12 protein-coding genes and 1 pseudogene are annotated in these 18,645 nt (G+C 68.0%); 9 read left to right on the top strand and 4 right to left on the bottom strand.

Annotation, left to right across the window (positions count from 1 at the left end; all coding sequences use genetic code 11):
* The first annotated feature begins 126 nt into the window (after positions 1–126).
* The 5 genes from FZ025_RS18975 to FZ025_RS18955 all read left to right on the top strand — a co-directional run bounded on the left by FZ025_RS18975 (position 127) and on the right by FZ025_RS18955 (position 7,868).
* Positions 127–2,388, top strand: coding sequence for a methyl-accepting chemotaxis protein (locus FZ025_RS18975; protein ID WP_104558583.1), 2,262 nt, complete (start codon positions 127–129; stop codon positions 2,386–2,388).
* Between the two features lie 94 nt (positions 2,389–2,482).
* A complete protein-coding gene (locus FZ025_RS18970) occupies positions 2,483–3,349 on the top strand; it encodes a CheR family methyltransferase (RefSeq protein ID WP_046978142.1) in 867 nt (288 codons plus the stop codon).
* Positions 3,346–3,948 (top strand): chemoreceptor glutamine deamidase CheD, encoded by a 603-nt coding sequence (gene cheD / locus FZ025_RS18965; protein WP_046978141.1) that lies wholly within the window; start codon positions 3,346–3,348, stop codon positions 3,946–3,948. The genes FZ025_RS18970 and cheD overlap by 4 nt, the downstream gene beginning before the upstream one ends.
* Positions 3,945–5,018 carry a protein-glutamate methylesterase/protein-glutamine glutaminase gene (locus tag FZ025_RS18960; RefSeq protein WP_046978140.1) on the top strand — a complete coding sequence of 358 codons (1,074 nt, stop codon included), beginning with the start codon at positions 3,945–3,947 and terminating at the stop codon, positions 5,016–5,018. Before cheD ends, FZ025_RS18960 begins: the two co-directional genes overlap by 4 nt.
* Positions 5,019–5,219: 201 nt before the next feature.
* The gene (locus FZ025_RS18955; protein ID WP_104558584.1) at positions 5,220–7,868 is read left to right on the top strand and encodes a sensor domain-containing protein; all 2,649 of its coding nucleotides are present in this window, start codon (positions 5,220–5,222) and stop codon (positions 7,866–7,868) included.
* Positions 7,869–8,023: 155 nt separating this feature from the next.
* On the opposite strand, the gene acnB is transcribed toward FZ025_RS18955, so the two are convergent.
* Genes acnB through FZ025_RS18940 form a run of 3 tightly spaced genes read right to left on the bottom strand, consistent with a single transcriptional unit; the run spans position 8,024 to position 11,329 of the window.
* Positions 8,024–10,615, bottom strand: coding sequence for a bifunctional aconitate hydratase 2/2-methylisocitrate dehydratase (acnB, locus tag FZ025_RS18950; RefSeq protein WP_046978139.1), 2,592 nt, complete (start codon positions 10,613–10,615; stop codon positions 8,024–8,026).
* A 52-nt stretch (positions 10,616–10,667) separates the two neighbouring features.
* Positions 10,668–11,075: a type II toxin-antitoxin system VapC family toxin gene (locus FZ025_RS18945; protein WP_046978138.1), complete on the bottom strand. Its 408-nt coding sequence runs from the start codon at positions 11,073–11,075 to the stop codon at positions 10,668–10,670.
* A complete protein-coding gene (locus tag FZ025_RS18940) occupies positions 11,072–11,329 on the bottom strand; it encodes an AbrB/MazE/SpoVT family DNA-binding domain-containing protein (protein ID WP_046978137.1) in 258 nt (85 codons plus the stop codon). Before FZ025_RS18940 ends, FZ025_RS18945 begins: the two co-directional genes overlap by 4 nt.
* A 148-nt stretch (positions 11,330–11,477) precedes the next feature.
* Here FZ025_RS18940 and acnA point away from each other — a divergent pair, with 148 nt between their 5' ends.
* Complete coding sequence (gene acnA / locus FZ025_RS18935; RefSeq protein WP_104558585.1) at positions 11,478–14,246, top strand: aconitate hydratase AcnA; 2,769 nt, start codon at positions 11,478–11,480, stop codon at positions 14,244–14,246.
* A 192-nt stretch (positions 14,247–14,438) separates the two neighbouring features.
* On the opposite strand, the gene FZ025_RS18930 is transcribed toward acnA, so the two are convergent.
* Entirely contained in the window at positions 14,439–14,840 is a 402-nt protein-coding gene (locus FZ025_RS18930) for a hypothetical protein (protein WP_046979560.1), read from the bottom strand.
* Between the two features lie 144 nt (positions 14,841–14,984).
* On the opposite strand from FZ025_RS18930, the gene rpfB reads away from it, so the two are divergent.
* The 3 genes and pseudogenes from rpfB (at position 14,985) to FZ025_RS18915 (ending at position 18,627) form a co-directional block, all read left to right on the top strand.
* Complete coding sequence (gene rpfB, locus FZ025_RS18925; protein ID WP_046979559.1) at positions 14,985–16,670, top strand: fatty acyl-CoA ligase RpfB; 1,686 nt, start codon at positions 14,985–14,987, stop codon at positions 16,668–16,670.
* Positions 16,671–16,735: 65 nt separating this feature from the next.
* A pseudogene (locus FZ025_RS18920) lies at positions 16,736–17,490 on the top strand (IS5 family transposase).
* Positions 17,491–17,751: 261 nt separating this feature from the next.
* Positions 17,752–18,627 (top strand): crotonase/enoyl-CoA hydratase family protein, encoded by an 876-nt coding sequence (locus FZ025_RS18915; protein WP_046980810.1) that lies wholly within the window; start codon positions 17,752–17,754, stop codon positions 18,625–18,627.
* Positions 18,628–18,645 lie beyond the last annotated feature (18 nt).

The raw sequence follows: 18,645 nt of genomic DNA, 5'->3' as shown, positions 1-18,645 counted from the left end.
GCAGCGCTGCTGCGCGTGGGCGATCTCAAGCGGAACGCCGCAGCGTCGATATCGGATTACCGACGTGTGAACGCAGCCCTCCACTGCGCCTCGTCATCGCCGCCGCTTCGGGAGCATGAAACGTCAATGAACTTCTTCAAACAACTGAAAATCCGCGACAAGCTGATCTTCGCATTCGTCCTGACCACGCTGCTGACCGCGATCCTGGGCGCGTTCACCTATTCGCGCACCACCCTGGCGATGGCCGAACTCAAGCGCATCGAACTGGATTGGGTGCCGGCCACGCAGGCGCTGGCCGAAGCCCGCGCGCAGCTCGGCGAGTTCCGTACCTACGAACTGGCGCAGATTGCGCGTGCCGACGACCCGGAAGCGATGGCCGACTATTTCAAGCGCATGCAGAAGGTGCGCACGGAAGTGGCGAAGAACCAGGTGATCATCGAACGGGTGATGCTGCAGAAGACGCAGCGGCAAATGTATGCCGGGGCCAAGGAAAAACTGGACGCCTACCTGCACGCCAACAGCTTGATGGGCGATGCGCTGCGCGCGGGCGACATCGCCGGCGCGCAGACCATCTCCGACAAGCAGTCGCGGCCGCTGCGGCGCGAGCTGTTCGAACGGATCGTGACGCTGACCGACTACAACGTGGCGCAGCTGAACCAGGAAATGGACACCATCAACGCGCAGCTCTCGCGCACCAAACTGCTGATCCTGAGTCTGCTCGCGCTGGCCATCGCGGCCGCCTCCAGCGTCGGCTGGCTGATCGCGCGCGGCATCGCACGGCAGCTCGATGCGGCACGCAAGCTGTCGCAGGCCATCGCCCGCGGCGAGCTGGACAGCACGGTGCGCACGCGCTCCGGCGACGAGATCGGCCAGCTGATGGGCGACATGCTGGACATGCGCAGCCGCATCCGCGCGGTGATCGACGCGCAGAACCTGATGGCACAGCGCCACGACCAGGGCACGATCAGCTATCGCATGGACGCGACCGCCTTCCCCGGCGACTACGGGCACATGGTCAAGGCCACCAATGATCTGGTCGCTTCGCACGTGGCGGTGAAGACGCGCCTGGTGCAGATCATCCAGCGCTATGCGGTCGGCGACCTGTCCGAGAACATGGAGCGCCTGCCCGGCGAGAAAGCGGTGCTGACCGAGGCGATGGATACCGCCAAGGCCAACCTGATGGCGATGAGCGCGCAGGTCAAGCAGCTGGCCGAAGCCGCCGCGGCCGGCGACTTCAGCGCGCGCGGCGACGCCGAACGTTTCCAGTACGACTTCCGCACGATGGTGCAGAACCTCAACGCGATGATGCAGGTCAGCGACCTGACCCTGGGCGAGCTGTCGCAGCTGCTGCAGGCCATCGCTGCCGGCGACCTGAGCGCGCGCATGCACGGCCAGTTCCATGGCGTGTTCGCCAGCATGCGCGACGACGCCAACGCCACCGCCGAGCAGCTGGCCGGCATGGTCGGCCGCATCCAGCACGCGGCGGCCAGCATCAACGTCGCCTCCTCGGAGATCGCCGCCGGCAACGACGACTTGTCGCGGCGCACCGAGCAGCAGGCGGCCAGCCTGGAGGAGACCGCCGCCTCGATGGAAGAACTGACCTCCACGGTCAAGCAGAATGCCGAGCATGCGCGCCAGGCCAACCAGCTCGCGGTCGGCGCGGCCGCGGTCGCCTCGCAGGGCGGCGAGGTGGTCGGCCAGGTGGTGGCCACGATGAGCGGCATCGAGACCTCCTCCAGGAAGATCGCCGACATCATTTCGGTGATCGACAGCATCGCCTTCCAGACCAACATCCTGGCGCTCAACGCCGCGGTGGAGGCCGCGCGGGCCGGCGAACAGGGCCGCGGCTTCGCCGTGGTCGCCAGCGAGGTGCGCACGCTGGCGCAGCGCTCGGCCGGCGCCGCCAAGGAAATCAAGAGCCTGATCGACACCTCGGTCAGCCAGGTCGGCGACGGTTCGACGCTGGTCCGCCAGGCCGGCCGGACCATGGCCGAGATCGTGTCCTCGGTGCAGCGCGTGACCGACATCATGGGCGAGATCTCCGCCGCCTCGCAGGAGCAGTCGCTGGGCATCGAGCAGGTCAACCAGACCATCACCCAAATGGACGAGGCGACCCAGCAGAATGCCGCCCTGGTCGAGAAAGCCACCGCCGCCGCGCGCACGCTGCAGACCCAGGCCGGCCAGCTCAGCGCCGCCATCGCCGAGTTCAAGCTGGACCCGCACGCCAGCACACCGGCGGCGCACGCCGCGCCTGGCGCAGCACCCGTCCCGCGTGCCCAGGCCAAGGCACGGCCGGCGGCGACCGCCGCGCGGCCGCCTGCGCGCATCCGCAGCATGGGCGGCAGCGCGCGCGCGGCCGCCGCCGAAGACCAGTGGCAGGAGTTCTGACTGCAGCGGCGGCGGCGCAGGCCGCGCCTTGTTCCGGCGTCAATTTCGCTCGGCGCCGGCCGATAAACCGATAGACCGATCACCGCTGCGAGCCATGGCCACTCCAACGTCTTCCCTGCCCCATCCCGGTTCCGACAACCGCGACTTCGAATTCGGCGATCGCGATTTCAAGCGGGTCTGCGACCTGATCTACCAGAAGGCAGGCATCGCCCTGGCCCCGGCCAAGCGCGACATGGTCTACGGCCGCCTGTCGCGGCGCCTGCGCACGCTGGGCCTGCGCTCGTTCCGCGACTACCTGGACTGGCTGGAGCGCGACGGCGGCGACGAGTGGGAAGCGTTCACCAATGCGCTGACCACCAACCTGACCTCGTTCTTCCGCGAGCCGCACCACTTCGAACGCCTGCGCGAGGAGCTGCACAAGCACGCCGCCTCGGCGCCGCTGAAGATCTGGTCGTGCGCCGCCTCCACCGGCGAGGAGCCCTACTCGCTGGCGATCACCGCCTGCGAGGCGTTCGGCACGCTGACCCCGCCGGTGCGGATCCTGGCCACCGACGTGGACACGCAGGTGCTGGCGACCGCCGCGCGCGGCGTGTACGCGGTCGATCGCATCGCCAGCCTGGACCCGGCGCTGAAGCGCAAGTACTTCCAGCGCGGCAGCGGCGCCAACGAGGGCCAGTGCCGGGTGCTGCCGGCGCTGCGCGAGCTGCTCGAGTTCCGCCAGTTGAACCTGCTGGAACCGCGCTACGAGGTCAGCGGCCCGTACCTGGCGCTGTTCTGCCGCAACGTGATGATTTATTTCGACAAGCCGACCCAACGTGGCATCCTGTCGCGGCTGATCCCGCACCTGGACGACCAAGGCATGCTCTACACCGGCCATTCGGAGAACTACCTGCATGCGGCCGACCTGATCCAGCCCTGCGGCCGCACCCTGTACCGTCGCGCCGCCAAGGCACGCGCATGAGCGCCGCCGCCATGGTCGCCGACCAGGTGATGCGCTACCACGACACCCGCTTCCAGACGATCGCGGCCAAGCTGCTGCCGACCCAATACCTGGTGGTGGACGACGACACCGCGCTGACCACCATCCTCGGCTCCTGCGTGGCCGCCTGCATCCGCGACCCGCTGCTGAAGATCGGCGGCATGAACCACTTCATGCTGCCCGACGGACAGGCCGGCGACGGCGCACCGGCGCGCTACGGCAGCTATGCGATGGAAGTGCTGATCAACGACCTGCTCAAGCGCGGCGCCAGCCGCGGCCGCCTGGAAGCCAAGGTGTTCGGCGGCGGCAACGTGCTCAGGGGCTTCACCAGCAATCCGGTCGGCACCCGCAATGCCGAGTTCGTGCTGCAGTATCTGAAGGCCGAACACATCCCGGTGCTGGCCGAGGACCTGCGCGGCATCCATCCGCGCAAGATCTGGTTCTTCCCCGCCAGCGGCCGCGTGGTCGTGCAGCGCCTGCCGCATGCGCACGAGGAAGCCGAAGTCGCCGCCGCCGAATCGGCGGTGCGTGCCCGCCTTGCCAAAGCGCCGGTCACCGGCGCCGTGGAGTTGTTCGAATGACCTCAGAAATCCCCTGTCGCGTGCTGATCGTCGACGATTCCGCAGTCGTGCGGCAGATGTTGACCGAGATCCTGTCGCGCGCGCCCGGCATCGAAGTCGTCGGCTCGGCCGCCGACCCGATCCTGGCCCGCGAGAAGATCAAGCGGCTCAATCCGGACGTGATCACCCTGGACGTGGAAATGCCGCGCATGGACGGCCTGGCATTCCTGGAAAACCTGATGCGGCTGCGGCCCACGCCGGTGGTGATGATCTCCTCGCTGACCGAGCGCGGCGCCGACACCACGCTGCAGGCGCTGGCGCTGGGCGCGGTCGATTTCATCTCCAAGCCCAAGCTCGACGTGGCGCGCGGCCTGGAGGAGTACGCCGAGGAAATCATCGGCAAGGTCAAGGCCGCGGCCACGGCCAAGGTCCGCGCGCTCGACCGCCCGGCCGCGGCGCGGCCAGCCGGCAACGCCGTGGCGCCCAGCGCCGTGTCCACGCTGAAGTTCCGCACCACCGACCGGCTGATCGCGATCGGCGCCTCCGCCGGCGGCACCGAAGCGCTGCGCGTGGTGCTGGAAGGCATGCCGGCCGATGCGCCGGCGGTGGTCATGACCCAGCACCTGCCCGCCGGCTTCAGCGCCGCCTTCGCCGACCGCCTCAACCGGCACTCGGCGATGGCGGTGCGCGAGGCCAGCGAAGGTGAAGCGATCCTGCCCGGCCACGCCTACCTGCCGCCCGGCGGCAAGCACCTGCAGGTGGTCCGCGACGGTGCGCGCTGGCGCTGCAAGATCGACGACGGCCCGCCGGTCAACCGGCACAAGCCGGCGGTGGACGTGCTGTTCCAGTCGGTGGCGCGCAACGCCGGCGCCAACGCGATCGGCGCGGTACTGACCGGTATGGGCGACGACGGCGCGCGCGGCCTGCTGGAAATGCTGCAGGCCGGCGCCAGCACGCTGGTGCAGGACGAGGCCACCAGCGTAGTCTGGGGCATGCCTGGCACCGCATTCCGGCTGGGCGCCGCCCAGGAAGTGTTGCCGCTGGACAGGATCGCCGAGCGCCTGATCGCGTTGTCCAGCCAGGCCCGCTAGGGATCTGTTCGATGCGATCGGGATAGGTCGTGCCGTGCCTGGGCACGTGTGCGGCAAGCAAGAACGGGGGAACGTATGCCGATAAGCGAGCGAGTGATGATGCCGTCCCATACGCGCCCAGGCACGGCCCGTCGGCTTGCCGTGTGCGGCCCCGGGCACGGCGACGCGGCCTGCCGCAGTCGCGTCGCCGGCCGCTGATCCGTGCCCCGCCAGCGCGTCGGCAAACCGATCGCGCCCAGCGCCGACACTGCGGCCGCGGCGGCGGTGCTGAGCAAGCTGCAAGCGCCCGAACAGGCCCTGCTGAACTGTCTGCAGCAGGCGCCCGACGGCGTGGTGGTGATCGACGCGGACGCGCGCATCCTGGCCTTCAACCAGACCGCCGAAGCGCTGTGGGGGCTGACCCAGGCGCAGGTGCTGGGGCGTCCGCTCGGCGAGCTGGTGCCGGAGGATGCGCGCGCGGCGTTCCTGGCCAGGTGCATGCAGCGCGGCTCGGGTGCGCCCGGCGACAGCCACGAACTGCAGTTGCCCGGCAACGACGGCGTGCAGCGCTGGGTGGCGGTGAGCGCGGCCGCGGTGCCGCAGGAGTCCACGCCGCTGTACGTGGTGTTCGTGCGCGACATCAGCGCCGAACGCGAGCGCGACGCCAAGATGCGGCTGCTGTCGCTGGCGCTGGACCGCAGCGACAACGCCATCGTGGTATGCGACCCGCAGCTGGCCATTCTTTACGTCAATGCCGGGTTCATGCACATGTTCGGCTATGCCGCCGACGAAGTGCGCGGGCGGCTGCCGAGCAGCGTGCTGCCCGGCGTCGGCACCGACATGCAGGCGATCCGGCAGACCCGCGAGCGCGTGGTCGGCGGCCTGGGCCACCAGACCGACCTGCTGGTCTACCGCAAGGACGGCTCGCCGCTGTGGACCACGATCATGGCCAATCCGATCGCCGACGAGGACGGCGGCATCCAGCACTACGTGCTGTCGTTTACCGACATCACCCAGAGCAAGATGCACGAGATCCTGCACAAGAACGTGCTCGACGCGCTGGTCCGCGAACAGCCGCTGGTCGACGTGGCGACCCTGATCTGCAGCGAGGTCGAGCGCATCGCCCCGCAGGTGCTGGCCTCGATCATCAGCGTCGACGGCAACGGGCGGCTGCACCCGCTGGCCTCGCCGAGCCTGCCGACCGCCTTCAACGCGGCAGTCGAATGCATGCGCGTGGGCCCCAGCGCCGGTGCCTGCGGCGCCGCGATCTGGCACGGCAAGCAGGTGCTGGTGCGCGACGCCGCCACCGATCCGCTGTTCGCCGAGCACCAACCGCTGGTGCAGCGACTCGGCCTGGGCAGCTGCGTGGCCAGCCCGATCAAGTCCAGCGGCGGGCGCGTGCTCGGCAGTTTCGCGCTGTATTACCGCGAGGTCTGCGAGCCGCAGGCCTGGCACCTGCGGCTGGTCGAGCTATGCCTGCACCTGTGCGCACTGGCGCTGGAGCGCGAGCAGACCAAGGCACGCGTGCACCAGCTGGCGTTCTACGACTCGCTGACCGGCCTGCCCAACCGGGTGATGTTCAGCGCCCGCGCCGAGCAGGCGCTGGCTGCTGCCGAATACCACGCGTTTCCGGTGGCGATCCTGTTCATCGACATCGACCGCTTCAAGCGCGTCAACGAGACCCAGGGCCATGCCGCCGGCGACGGGCTGCTGCGCGACATCGCCCGGCGCCTGGGCGAAACCTTGAGCGCGACCGACCTGATCGGCCGCCAGGCCGGCGACGAGTTCGTGCTGATGCTGCCGCATTGCAGCGCCGAGCACGCGGCCGGGGTGGCCGAGCGCCTGCTGCTGGCGCTGGCCGAGCCGCTGGTGGTCGGGCACCTGACCCTGCACCCGGGCGCCAGCATCGGCGTGGCGATGTTCCCCGACGATGGCCGCGACATCGAGACGCTGCTGCGCCATGCCGACCTGGCCATGTACCGGGCCAAGCACGAAGCCGGCGGCAGCTTTCGCTTCTTCAGCGCCGACATGAACCGCATGGCGCAGGAACGCGTGGCGCTGGAGACCGCGCTGCGCGAAGCGCTGCGCCGCGACCAGCTGCAACTGCACTATCAGCCGCAACTGCACAGCCAGCCGCCCTATGCGCTGTACGGCGTGGAGGCGCTGCTGCGCTGGCAGCACCCGCAACTGGGCGACATCGCGCCGGCGCGCTTCGTGCCGATGGCCGAGGAATGCGGGCTGATCGACGAGCTCGGGCATTGGGTGCTGCGCCAGGCCTGCCGGCAGATGGCCGATTGGCGCCTGCGCGGGGTGCCGGTGCCGCGCGTGGCGGTCAACCTGTCGGCCAGCAACTTCGCCGATACGCAGCTGCCCGCACGCGTGACGCAGGTGCTGAGCGCGCATGCGCTGGCGCCCAGCGACCTGGCGCTGGAGATGACCGAGAGCGTCATGCTGTCCAACGCGCCGGCGGTGCTGGCCAATCTGCGTCAATTGCAGGCCGGCGGCGTGCGCCTGTCGCTGGACGATTTCGGCACCGGCTATTCCAGCCTCAGCCATCTGCACCAGCTGCCGGTCAACGAACTCAAGCTGGACATGAGCTTCGTGCGCGACCTGGAGCATAGCGAGACCGCACGCGCGCTGATCACCTCGGTCTTGCGCATCGGCGAAAGCCTGCGCCTGCACACCGTCGCCGAGGGCGTCGAAACCGAAGCGCAGCGGGCGTTCCTGGCACAGCTCGGCTGCGACGTGCTGCAGGGTTTCCTGTTCGCACCGGCGTTGCCGGCCATCCAGCTGGAAGGCTGGCTCGGCGCGCGCCAGGCCAACGCAGGTTCTGCAACACCGCCACCGAGCTCCGGCGGCGCGCTGCCGTAGGGCGTGTCCGCCATCCCCGAGCGGATCGCACCACTCCTGCGGGGTGGGCGTCACCTGTCAGGCCGCCAGCGGGCGCCGCGCGGCCAGGCCCACCCACAAAAGAGAAAGCCCGGCATCGGCCGGGCTTCCTGGTTACAGCGTTGCACCACTTCGGCTCAGGCGGCGACCGTCTCGGCCACGTCCTGGTAGTCCTGGATCTGATCGAAGTTCATGTAGCGGTAGATCTGCTCGCCGCTGGTCTTGATCACGCCCACGTCGGCCATGTACTCGTCCTTGGTCGGGATACGGCCCAGGCGCGAGCAGATCGCCGCCAGTTCCGCCGAACCCAGGTACACGTTGGTGTTGCGGCCGAGGCGGTTGGGGAAGTTGCGGGTGGAGGTGGAGAACACCGTGGCGCCCTCGCGCGCCTGCGCCTGGTTGCCCATGCACAGCGAGCAGCCGGGCATTTCCATGCGCGCGCCGGCCGCGCCGAAGGTGCCGTAGTGGCCTTCCTTGGTCAGCTCGGAGGCGTCCATCTTGGTCGGCGGCGCGACCCACAGCCGGGTCGGGATGTCGCGCTTGCCTTCCAGCAGCTTGGCCGCGGCGCGGAAGTGGCCGATGTTGGTCATGCACGAACCGATGAACACTTCGTCGATCGCCGCGCCGGCGACCTCCGACAGCGTCTTGACGTCGTCCGGATCGTTCGGGCAGGCCACGATCGGCTCGTGGATGTCGGCCAGGTCGATCTCGATCACCGCGGCGTACTCGGCATCGGCATCGGGCTGCAGCAGTTGCGGATCGGCCAGCCACTCCTGCATCTTCTTGATCCGCCGCGCCAGCGAACGCGCATCGGCGTAGCCCTCGGCGATCATCCACTTCAGCAGGGTGATGTTGCTGGTCAGGTACTCGATGATCGGCGCCTTGTCCAGGCGCACCGAGCAGCCGGCGGCGGAACGTTCGGCCGAGGCATCGGACAGTTCGAACGCCTGCTCCACCTTCAGGTGCGGCAAGCCTTCGATCTCCAGGATGCGGCCGGAGAAGATGTTCTTCTTGCCCTGCTTGGCCACGGTCAGCAGGCCGTCCTTGATCGCGTACAGCGGGATCGCATTGACCAGATCGCGCAGGGTCACGCCCGGCTGCATCTCGCCCTTGAAGCGCACCAGCACGCTCTCGGGCATGTCCAGCGGCATGACCCCGGTGGCGGCGGCGAACGCGACCAGGCCGGAGCCGGCCGGGAACGAGATGCCGATCGGGAAGCGGGTGTGCGAGTCGCCACCGGTGCCGACCGTGTCGGGCAGCAGCATGCGGTTGAGCCAGCTGTGGATCACGCCGTCGCCCGGCCGCAGCGACACGCCGCCGCGGGTGGAGATGAACTCCGGCAGGGTGTGGTGGGTCTTGACGTCGACCGGCTTCGGATACGCGGCGGTGTGGCAGAACGACTGCATCACCAGGTCGGCGGAAAAGCCCAGGCAGGCCAGGTCCTTCAGCTCGTCGCGGGTCATCGGCCCGGTGGTGTCCTGCGAGCCCACCGAGGTCATCTTCGGCTCGCAATAGGTGCCCGGACGCATGCCCTGGCCTTCCGGCAGACCGCAGGCGCGGCCGACCATCTTCTGCGCCAGCGAGAAGCCCTTGCCGGTATCCGGCGGCACCATCGGCAGGCGGAACAGGTCCGAGGCCGGCAGGCCGAGGAATTCGCGCGCCTTGGCGGTCAGGCCACGGCCGACGATCAGCGGGATGCGGCCGCCGGCGCGTACTTCGTCGAACAGCACATCCGACTTCATCGCGAACTCGGCGATCACCTGCCCGTTCTTCAGCGCCTTGCCATCGTACGGACGCAGTTCGACCACGTCGCCGTGCTCCATCTGCGACACGTCCAGCTCGATCGGCAGCGCGCCTGCGTCTTCCATGGTGTTGTAGAAGATCGGCGCGATCTTCGAGCCCAGGCACACGCCGCCGAAGCGCTTGTTGGGGATGTACGGAATGTCTTCGCCGGTCCACCACAGCACCGAGTTGGTCGCCGACTTGCGCGAGGAACCGGTGCCGACCACGTCGCCGACATAGGCGACCAGGTGGCCCTTGGCCTTCAGGTCGGCGATCGCCTGGATCGGGCCGCGCCTGCCGTCTTCTTCCGGCTCGAACGCGGCGCCGTCGCGGGTGTTCTTCAGCATCGCCAGCGCGTGCAGCGGGATGTCCGGGCGCGTGGTCGCATCCGGCGCCGGCGACAGGTCGTCGGTGTTGGTCTCGCCCGGCACCTTGAACACGCTGACGGTCAGGCTCTGCGGCACTTCCGGCTTGCTGGTGAACCACTCGGCATCGGCCCAGCTCTGCAGCACCGCTTTGGCGTGGGCATTGCCGGCCTCGGCCTTTTCCTGCACGTCGTGGAACGCGTCGAAGATCAGCAGCGTGTGCTTCAGGCCCTCGGCGGCGACCGCGCCCAGTTCGGCATTGTCCAGCAGCTCGATCAGCGGGTGGATGTTGTAGCCGCCGAGCATGGTGCCGAGCAGTTCGGTGGCGCGCTTGGGCGAGATCAGCGTGCACTGCTCGCTGCCGAAGGCGACCGCGGCCAGGTACGAAGCCTTGACCTTGGCCGCGTCGTCGACGCCGGCCGGCACGCGCTGGCTCAGCAGCTCGACCAGGAACTGTTCCTCGCCGGCGGGCGGCTGCTTCAGCAGCTCGACGACCTCGGCGGTCTGCTGCGCGCTCAGCGGCAGCGGCGGGATGCCGAGCGCGGCGCGCTCGGCGACGTGGTGGCGGTAGGCTTCCAACATGCGGGTTCTCCGGGGGAATTCGGTAGGGATGCGCGGTAAACGAATGGCGGCGTCAGGCGGCCGGCCTGGGCACGATGATCTTCAGGCCCTTGAAGTAGTCACGGAAAAAGCCATCGTCGCGGGTGATCAATCCATCGCACTGCAGCAGCGCATGGGCGCCAATCAGGAAATCGGCCACCACCCGCTCGCGCTGGCCGCCGCGGGCACGGAAGCGGCGCTGCATCTCGCCGGCGCGCAGGGCCGACTTGGCCTCCAGCGCATTGAAGCGGATGCTCATGTCTTCCAGCACCGACAGCGCCTCGGCGCCGTCGCGCAGCGCGCTGCACACCTCGGCCAGGACGATGTCGCACACCGCCACCGGGCCGGCGCTCAGGCACTGGCGCAGGCAGGCTTCGGCGGCGTCGGCCTGCGGACCGTCGGCCAGCAGGTCCACCAGCACCGACGAGTCGATCGCAATCATGGCTTGGCGTCGGGTTCGAACGGATCGCCCGGCGCGCGGCCGCGGATCGCGCGCATCGCCTCGTCGGTGCTGGCGAAGCCGTCCAGCTTGAAGCGGCCGCGCGCGCGCGAGATCGCATCGTCCACGCTCTTGCGCAGGATGATGCGGCCGCCGTCCAGCTCCACCTTCAAGATGGTGCCCTTGCTCAGGCCCAGCGCGTCGCGCACGGCCTTGGGCAAGGTGATCTGGCCGCGTTCGGCGACGGTGGCTTCCATGGACAGGCTCCACAAGGTATGCGCAAATTGTACATACTTGAAGATTCATACTCAAGCCCGCATCCAGCACCGGTCACACTGTGCGTACACACTGAATCGGTCAGAATGACCGCAGTCCCTACAGCCGCGATGCCATAGGAGTTCCGTGATGAACGATTCCTTCTCCACCCGTACCTCGCTCGAGGTCAACGGCAACCGCTACGCCTACTACAGCCTGCCCAGGCTCGCCGAGCGCTTCGACATCGGCCGCCTGCCCTACTCGCTGAAGATCCTGCTGGAAAACCTGCTGCGCCACGAAGACGGCGGCGCGACCGTGGGCAAGGAGCACATCGAGGCGGTGGCGACCTGGGACCCGAAGGCCGAGCCGGACACCGAGATCGCGTTCATGCCGGCGCGGGTGGTGCTGCAGGACTTCACCGGCGTGCCGTGCGTGGTCGACCTGGCCGCGATGCGCGATGCGGTGGTCAAGCTCGGCGGGCGCCCGGAGCAGATCAATCCGCTGATCCCCTCGGAACTGGTCATCGACCATTCGGTGCAGGTGGACGTGTTCGGCAAGGCCGACGCGCTCGACCTCAACGGCAAGATCGAATTCCAGCGCAACAAGGAGCGCTACGGCTTCCTGCGCTGGGGCCAGAAGGCGTTCGACAACTTCAAGGTGGTGCCGCCGAACACCGGCATCGTGCACCAGGTCAACCTCGAGCATCTGGCGCGGGTGGTGATGACCGGCGAACGCGACGGCGAGGCGATCGCCTATCCGGACACGGTGTTCGGCACCGACAGCCACACCACCATGATCAACGGCATCGGCGTGCTCGGCTGGGGCGTGGGCGGCATCGAAGCCGAAGCGGCGATGCTCGGCCAGCCCTCCTCGATGCTGATCCCGCAGGTGGTCGGCTTCAAGCTGACCGGCAGGCTGCCCGAAGGCGCCACCGCCACCGACCTGGTGCTGACGGTGACGCAGATGCTGCGCAAGTTCGGTGTGGTCGGCAAGTTCGTCGAGTTCTTCGGCGAGGGCCTGCAGCACCTGCCGCTGGCCGACCGCGCCACCATCGGCAACATGGCGCCGGAGTACGGCGCCACCTGCGGCATCTTCCCGGTCGACGCCGAATCGCTGACCTACCTGCGCCTGTCCGGGCGCAGCGAAGAGCAGATCGCGCTGGTCGAGGCGTATGCGAAGGCGCAGGGCCTGTGGCACGACGCCGACAGCCCGCACGCCGCCTACAGCGCCACGCTGGAGCTGGACATGGCCGAGGTCAAGCCGTCGCTGGCCGGCCCCAAGCGGCCGCAGGACCGGGTGCTGCTGGAAGACATGCAACGCAATTTCCGCGACAGCCTGGTGCCCTTCGCCGAGGCGCGCCACAAGCGCCACAGCGACCTCAAGCAGGAAGACCGGCTCAAGAACGAAGGCGGCGGCGGCACCGCCGTCGGCGCCAAGGCCGCGCAGGCCGAGACCGGCGCCGACAGCGGCGCCGGCTGGCAGCTGCGCGACGGCTCGGTGGTGATCGCCGCGATCACCTCCTGCACCAACACCTCCAATCCGGCGGTGATGCTCGGCGCCGGGCTGCTGGCGCGCAACGCCGTGGCCAAGGGCCTGCAGGCGCAGCCGTGGGTCAAGACCTCGCTCGGGCCGGGCTCGCTGGTGGTCACCGACTACCTGAAGAAGGCCGGGGTCATGGACGACCTGGAACACCTGGGTTTCTACGTGGTCGGCTACGGCTGCACCACCTGCATCGGCAACTCCGGCCCGCTGCCGGACGACGTGTCCGCGGCAATCGCCAGGGACGACCTGGTGGTGGCCTCGGTGCTGTCGGGCAACCGCAACTTCGAAGGCCGCGTGCACCCGGAAGTGAAGATGAACTACCTGGCCTCGCCGCCGCTGGTGGTCGCCTACGCCATCGCCGGCACCACCGACATCGACCTGAGCCGCGACCCGCTGGGCACCGGCAGCGACGGTGAGCCGGTGTACCTGCGCGACATCTGGCCGAGCAACAAGGAAATCGGCGACACCATCGCCGCCACCGTCGGCCCGGAGATGTTCAAGCAGAACTACGCCGACGTGTTCAAGGGCGACAGCCGCTGGGCCGCGATCGCCTCGCCCGACGGCGAGCTGTACGCCTGGGACGACGCCTCCACCTACATCAAGAACCCGCCCTACTTCGACGGCATGACCATGCAGGTCGGCAACATCGACGACGTGCACGGCGCGCGCGTGCTCGGCCTGTTCGGCGACTCGATCACCACCGACCACATCTCCCCGGCCGGCAACATCAAGAAGGACTCGCCGGCGGGCCGCTTCCTGCAGGAACGCGGCGTGCAGCCGGCCGACTTCAACAGCTACGGCAGCCGCCGCGGCAACGACGACGTGATGGTGCGCGGCACCTTCGCCAACATCCGCATCAAGAACCTGATGTTCGGCGGCGAGGAAGGCGGCAACACGCTGTACCGCGCACCCGACGGCGCGCAGCCGCAGAAGCTGGCGATCTACGACGCGGCGCTGAAGTACAAGGCCGACGGCGTGCCGCTGGTGGTGATCGCCGGCAAGGAATACGGCACCGGCTCCTCGCGCGACTGGGCGGCCAAGGGCACCAACCTGCTCGGGGTCAAGGCGGTGATCGCCGAGAGCTTCGAGCGCATCCACCGCTCCAACCTGGTCGGCATGGGCGTGCTGCCGCTGCAGTTCCTGGACAACGAGAACGCGCAGACGCTGGGCCTGGACGGCTCGGAAGTATTCGCCATCACCGGGCTGCAGGATGGCGCCAGCAAGCGCGCCACCGTGGATGCGAAGAAGGCCGACGGCAGCGTCAAGCAGTTCCAGGTCAAGGTGCTGCTGCTGACGCCGAAGGAAGTGGAGTACTTCAAGCACGGCGGCCTGCTGCAGTACGTGCTGCGCCAGCTGGCGGCGCGCAAGGCGGCCTGAGGCCGCGGCGGCACGCGGCGTCCTGCGCGGCGCGCTCGCGCTCGCGCAGGCGCGTATTGCCGTTCGCGGGCGCCGCTTGCGCATCGGCATCGCGTTTCCAAGGACGGGGCTTTCCCGCCAGACCGATAGATTGAAGGCGCCCCGTTTTCCGAACGTGGCCATTGCCTTTGGGCGCTCGCGCGATTTGCGACGCTACGGCGCCACGCTCCATTGCGCATGCCGCAACCGCCAGCGGCCATCCTGCGCGCGCCAGCCGGCGACCACGGCATAGCGCTGCATCCGCTCCGGCACAAGACGGCCATCGCCACCGCTGACCAGCGCATCGAAACGCACCGTGGCGTCGTCGCCCCGCAGCTGGATCGACAGTGGCCCGGTGTTCGCGCCGATCCGGCCATTGGCCAGGAATTGCGCGCACACCAGGTTGTGCAGCGCAGCGCGATCCATCCCCGCCTCGCCCGCGAAATCGTCGGCCACCATGGCCATCGCATCGCGCAGGCGATGTTCCTCCACCGCCTCCTGCATGGCCGCGATATCCTTGCGCAGCCGCTGTTGCGCCGAATCGCGCTGGCAGCCGGGCACGGCCAGCAGCAGCACGCATGCCCATCCCCATGCTCACGCCTGTCGCATCGGATTTCCTCTCGGTTTCGCCTTTCCCATGCGGAACGGTATCCTGCCACTCGCCACGCCGCAGCGTTGCCTCGGCATGCGGCAGCATTCCACACGAGGGGGGAGGAGTACATGAGTCAGGAACGTCCGTGGTTGCAGAGTTATCCGGCCATCATTCCCGCCGAGGTCGATGTCGATGAGTACCGATCCGTCGCCGCGGTGTTCGAAACCTCCGTCGCCAAGTTCGGCGACCGTCCGGCCTACCGCAACTTCGGCAAGACCCTGACCTACCGCGAAGCCGGCGAACTGGCCCGGCACTTCGCCGCCTACCTGCTGGGCGAGTTGCAGCTCAGGAAGGGCGACCGCGTCGCGCTGATGATGCCCAACTGCCTGCAGTACCCGATCGCCACCTTCGGCGTGCTGCTGGCCGGCATGACCGTGGTCAACGTCAATCCGCTGTACACGCCGCGCGAACTGCGCCACCAGCTGATCGATTCCGGCGCCAGCGCGATCGTGGTGATCGACAACTTCGGCAAGACCGTGCAGGAGGTCCTGGCCGACACCCCGCTCAAGCAGGTCATCACCACCGGCCTGGGCGACATGCTCGGCTTCCCGAAGGGCGCGCTGGTCAACTTCGTGCTGAAGTACGTCAAGAAGCTGGTCCCCGACTACGACATCCCCAACGCGGTGCGCTTCCGCGACACGCTCACCTTGGGCCGCCTGCATACCCTGCCGCAGCTGGACATCGAACCCGACGACATCGCCTTCCTGCAATACACCGGCGGCACCACCGGGGTGGCCAAGGGCGCGATGCTGACCCATCGCAACCTGGTCGCGAACATGCTGCAGGCCGGCGCCTGGCTGGCGGCGACCGGCAAGCTGGAGGAAGGCAAGGAAGTCATCATCACCGCGCTGCCGCTGTACCACATCTTCGCGCTGACCGCGAACGGCCTGGTGTTCATGAAGCTCGGCGGCCTCAACCACCTGATCAGCAACCCGCGCGACATGCCCGGCTTCGTCAAGGAACTGAAGAAGACCCGCTTCACCGCCTTCACCGGGGTCAACACGCTGTTCAACGGCCTGCTCAACACGCCCGGCTTCGAGCAGGTGGATTTCTCGGCGCTGAAGTTCACCCTGGGCGGCGGCATGGCGGTGCAGCGCGCCGTGGCCGAACGCTGGAAGCAGGTGACCGGGGTGACCCTGGTCGAGGCCTACGGCCTGACCGAGACCTCGCCGGCCGCCTGCATCAACCCGCTGACGCTGAAGGAGTACAACGGCTCCATCGGCCTGCCGATTCCGTCCACCGACGCCTGCGTCAAGGACGACCAGGGCCAGACCCTGGCGCCCGGCGAGGTCGGCGAGCTGTGCATCAAGGGGCCGCAGGTGATGAAGGGCTACTGGCGCCGTCCCGAGGAAACCACCGGCGCGATCGATGCCGACGGCTGGCTGCACACCGGCGACATGGCGCGGATGGATCCGCAGGGCTTCTTCTACATCGTCGACCGCAAGAAGGACATGATCCTGGTCTCGGGCTTCAACGTGTACCCGAACGAGGTCGAGGACGTGATCGCGATGATGCCCGGCGTGCTGGAAGTGGCCGCGGTCGGGGTGCCGGACGAGAAATCCGGCGAGGCGGTCAAGGTGGTCATCGTCAAGAAGGACCCCAACCTCACCGCCGAGGACGTCAAGGCGCATGCCCGCGCCAACCTGACCGGCTACAAGCACCCGCGCATCGTCGAGTTCCGCAAGGAACTGCCCAAGACCAACGTCGGCAAGATCCTGCGGCGGGAATTGCGCGACAGCCAGCCGCCGGCCTAGGGATTGTCATCAATTGTTCGGATAGGCGATGCTTGTTGCCCCTTTCTTTCCTGCACACCCCTGCAATGGCACGCCGCTACGCCCTGCGAGACGATCAGTGGGATCGCATCCGTGACCTGCTCCCCGGCCGAGCCGGCCATGTGGGTGTGACCGCCAAGGACAACCGGCTGTTTGTCGAAGCCGTGCTCTACCGCTACCGAGCCGGCATCCCCTGGCGGGATCTGCCTGAGCGCTTCGGCGACTTCCGCGTGATCCACCTGCGGCATAGCCGCTGGAGCCGGTCCGGCGTCTGGCAACGCGTGTTCCACGCCCTGTCAGAGGAGGCGGACAATGAGTACGCGATGATCGACAGCACCATCGTCCGGGCGCATCAGCACAGCGCCGGGGCAAAAGGGGGGCGCCGCAGGCCATCGGACGCAGCCGAGGCGGGCTAAGCAGCAAGATCCACGCCGTGGTCGATGCACTGGGCAATCCGGTGGCGTTTCATCTGACCGCAGGCCAGGCGTCGGATCTGGAAGGTGCAGATGCGTTGCTGCCGCAACTGTCGGTCGGCGCCCTGCTCGCTGACCGCGCCTACGATGCCAGGGCACGTGTCATCGAGCCGATGCAGCGGCAGGGGACGCAGATTGTCATCCCCTCCCATCCAACGCGCAAAGTGCAGCGCGACTACGACCGGGTGCTGTACAAGGATCGACACCTGATCGAGAACTTCTTTGCCAAACTCAAGCAGTACCGGGCCATTGCCACCCGATACGACAAGACCGCCGGCAACTTCCTCGGCGCGATTTACTGGATCGCCTCTGTCATCCTGCTTAATTGATGACACGCCCTAGACCGCCGTTGGCGTGAACTCCGGGTCCACACCGCGCGGCGGGCGGAGGCAACACACTGCCCCCTCGACTTCGCGGCCCTGCCGCCAAGACGCGTGGCTCCAGCCAGCCACGCGCGCCGCACAGACGCGAATTTCCGCGTCTGCGGCGCCATCAGCCCTCTGTTTACGTAGGTGTAGCATCGGCTCGCACGCCGCCTCCCGGCGCTGCGCACGCCGTTTCGCTGCCAACCAAAACACCGAGGAAATCCCATGAACGTTGACAAACGCTTCTTCAACCCCAGCTTCCCCACCATCCGCGTCGAGTCGAGCGCCGATGGCAACGCGTATTGGATGTTCATGCACAACGATGCGGCCAATGGCTCCCGCCCGTGCTTCAGGGACGATCTGCTCGACGACATGTGGAGCTTGACCGATGCCATCACCCTGAGCGGCGGCAATGCGCTACAGCGCGGGCAACTGCGGCACTTCGTATTGGCCTCGGATGCGAACGTGTTCAACCTTGGCGGAGACCTGGAACTGTTTACCCAGCTCATCCGCTTGCGGGACAGGGACAGCCTGCTCGCCTACGCCAAGCGTTGCGTGGAAGGTGTGCATACCCTGCATACCGGCCTCGGCGGCGAAGTACGGACCATCGCGTTGCTGCAGGGCGACGCCCTGGGCGGCGGCCTGGAGATGGCGCTGGCATGCCACACCATCGTGGCGGAGGAAGGCGTCGGCATGGGCTTGCCGGAGGTACTGTTTGGGCTGTTTCCAGGCATGGGCGCCTATTCCTTCCTGTGCCAGCGCGTATCGCCGCAATTGGCGGAGAAGATCATTCTGGAAGGAACGGTCTACAGCAGCGAGCAGATGCACGCACTCGGGGTGGTCGACATCCTGGTGCCCAAGGGGGAGGGAAAGGCGGCGGTCGAGGAGCTGATCCGCACCCAGCGGCGCAGCAAGCTGTCCTATCTCGCGATGAACGCAGCGCGCCGCATCTCGCAACAAGTGCCATTGCAGGAACTGATGGCAATCACCGAGGTCTGGGTGGACACGGCGCTTGCGCTCGACGACAAGTCGCTACGCATGATGGACCGATTGGTGCGGGCCCAGACGCGGCGCGCGCAGAACGTCGCCGCGCTCGCATAGAAGACTCAGACCGGAGGG

The organism is Xanthomonas hyacinthi (assembly GCF_009769165.1).
Classification (GTDB): Bacteria; Pseudomonadota; Gammaproteobacteria; order Xanthomonadales; family Xanthomonadaceae; genus Xanthomonas_A; species Xanthomonas_A hyacinthi.
Note: the sequence above shows the minus strand (reverse complement) of the source record. Positions and strands in the feature narration are given on the sequence as shown.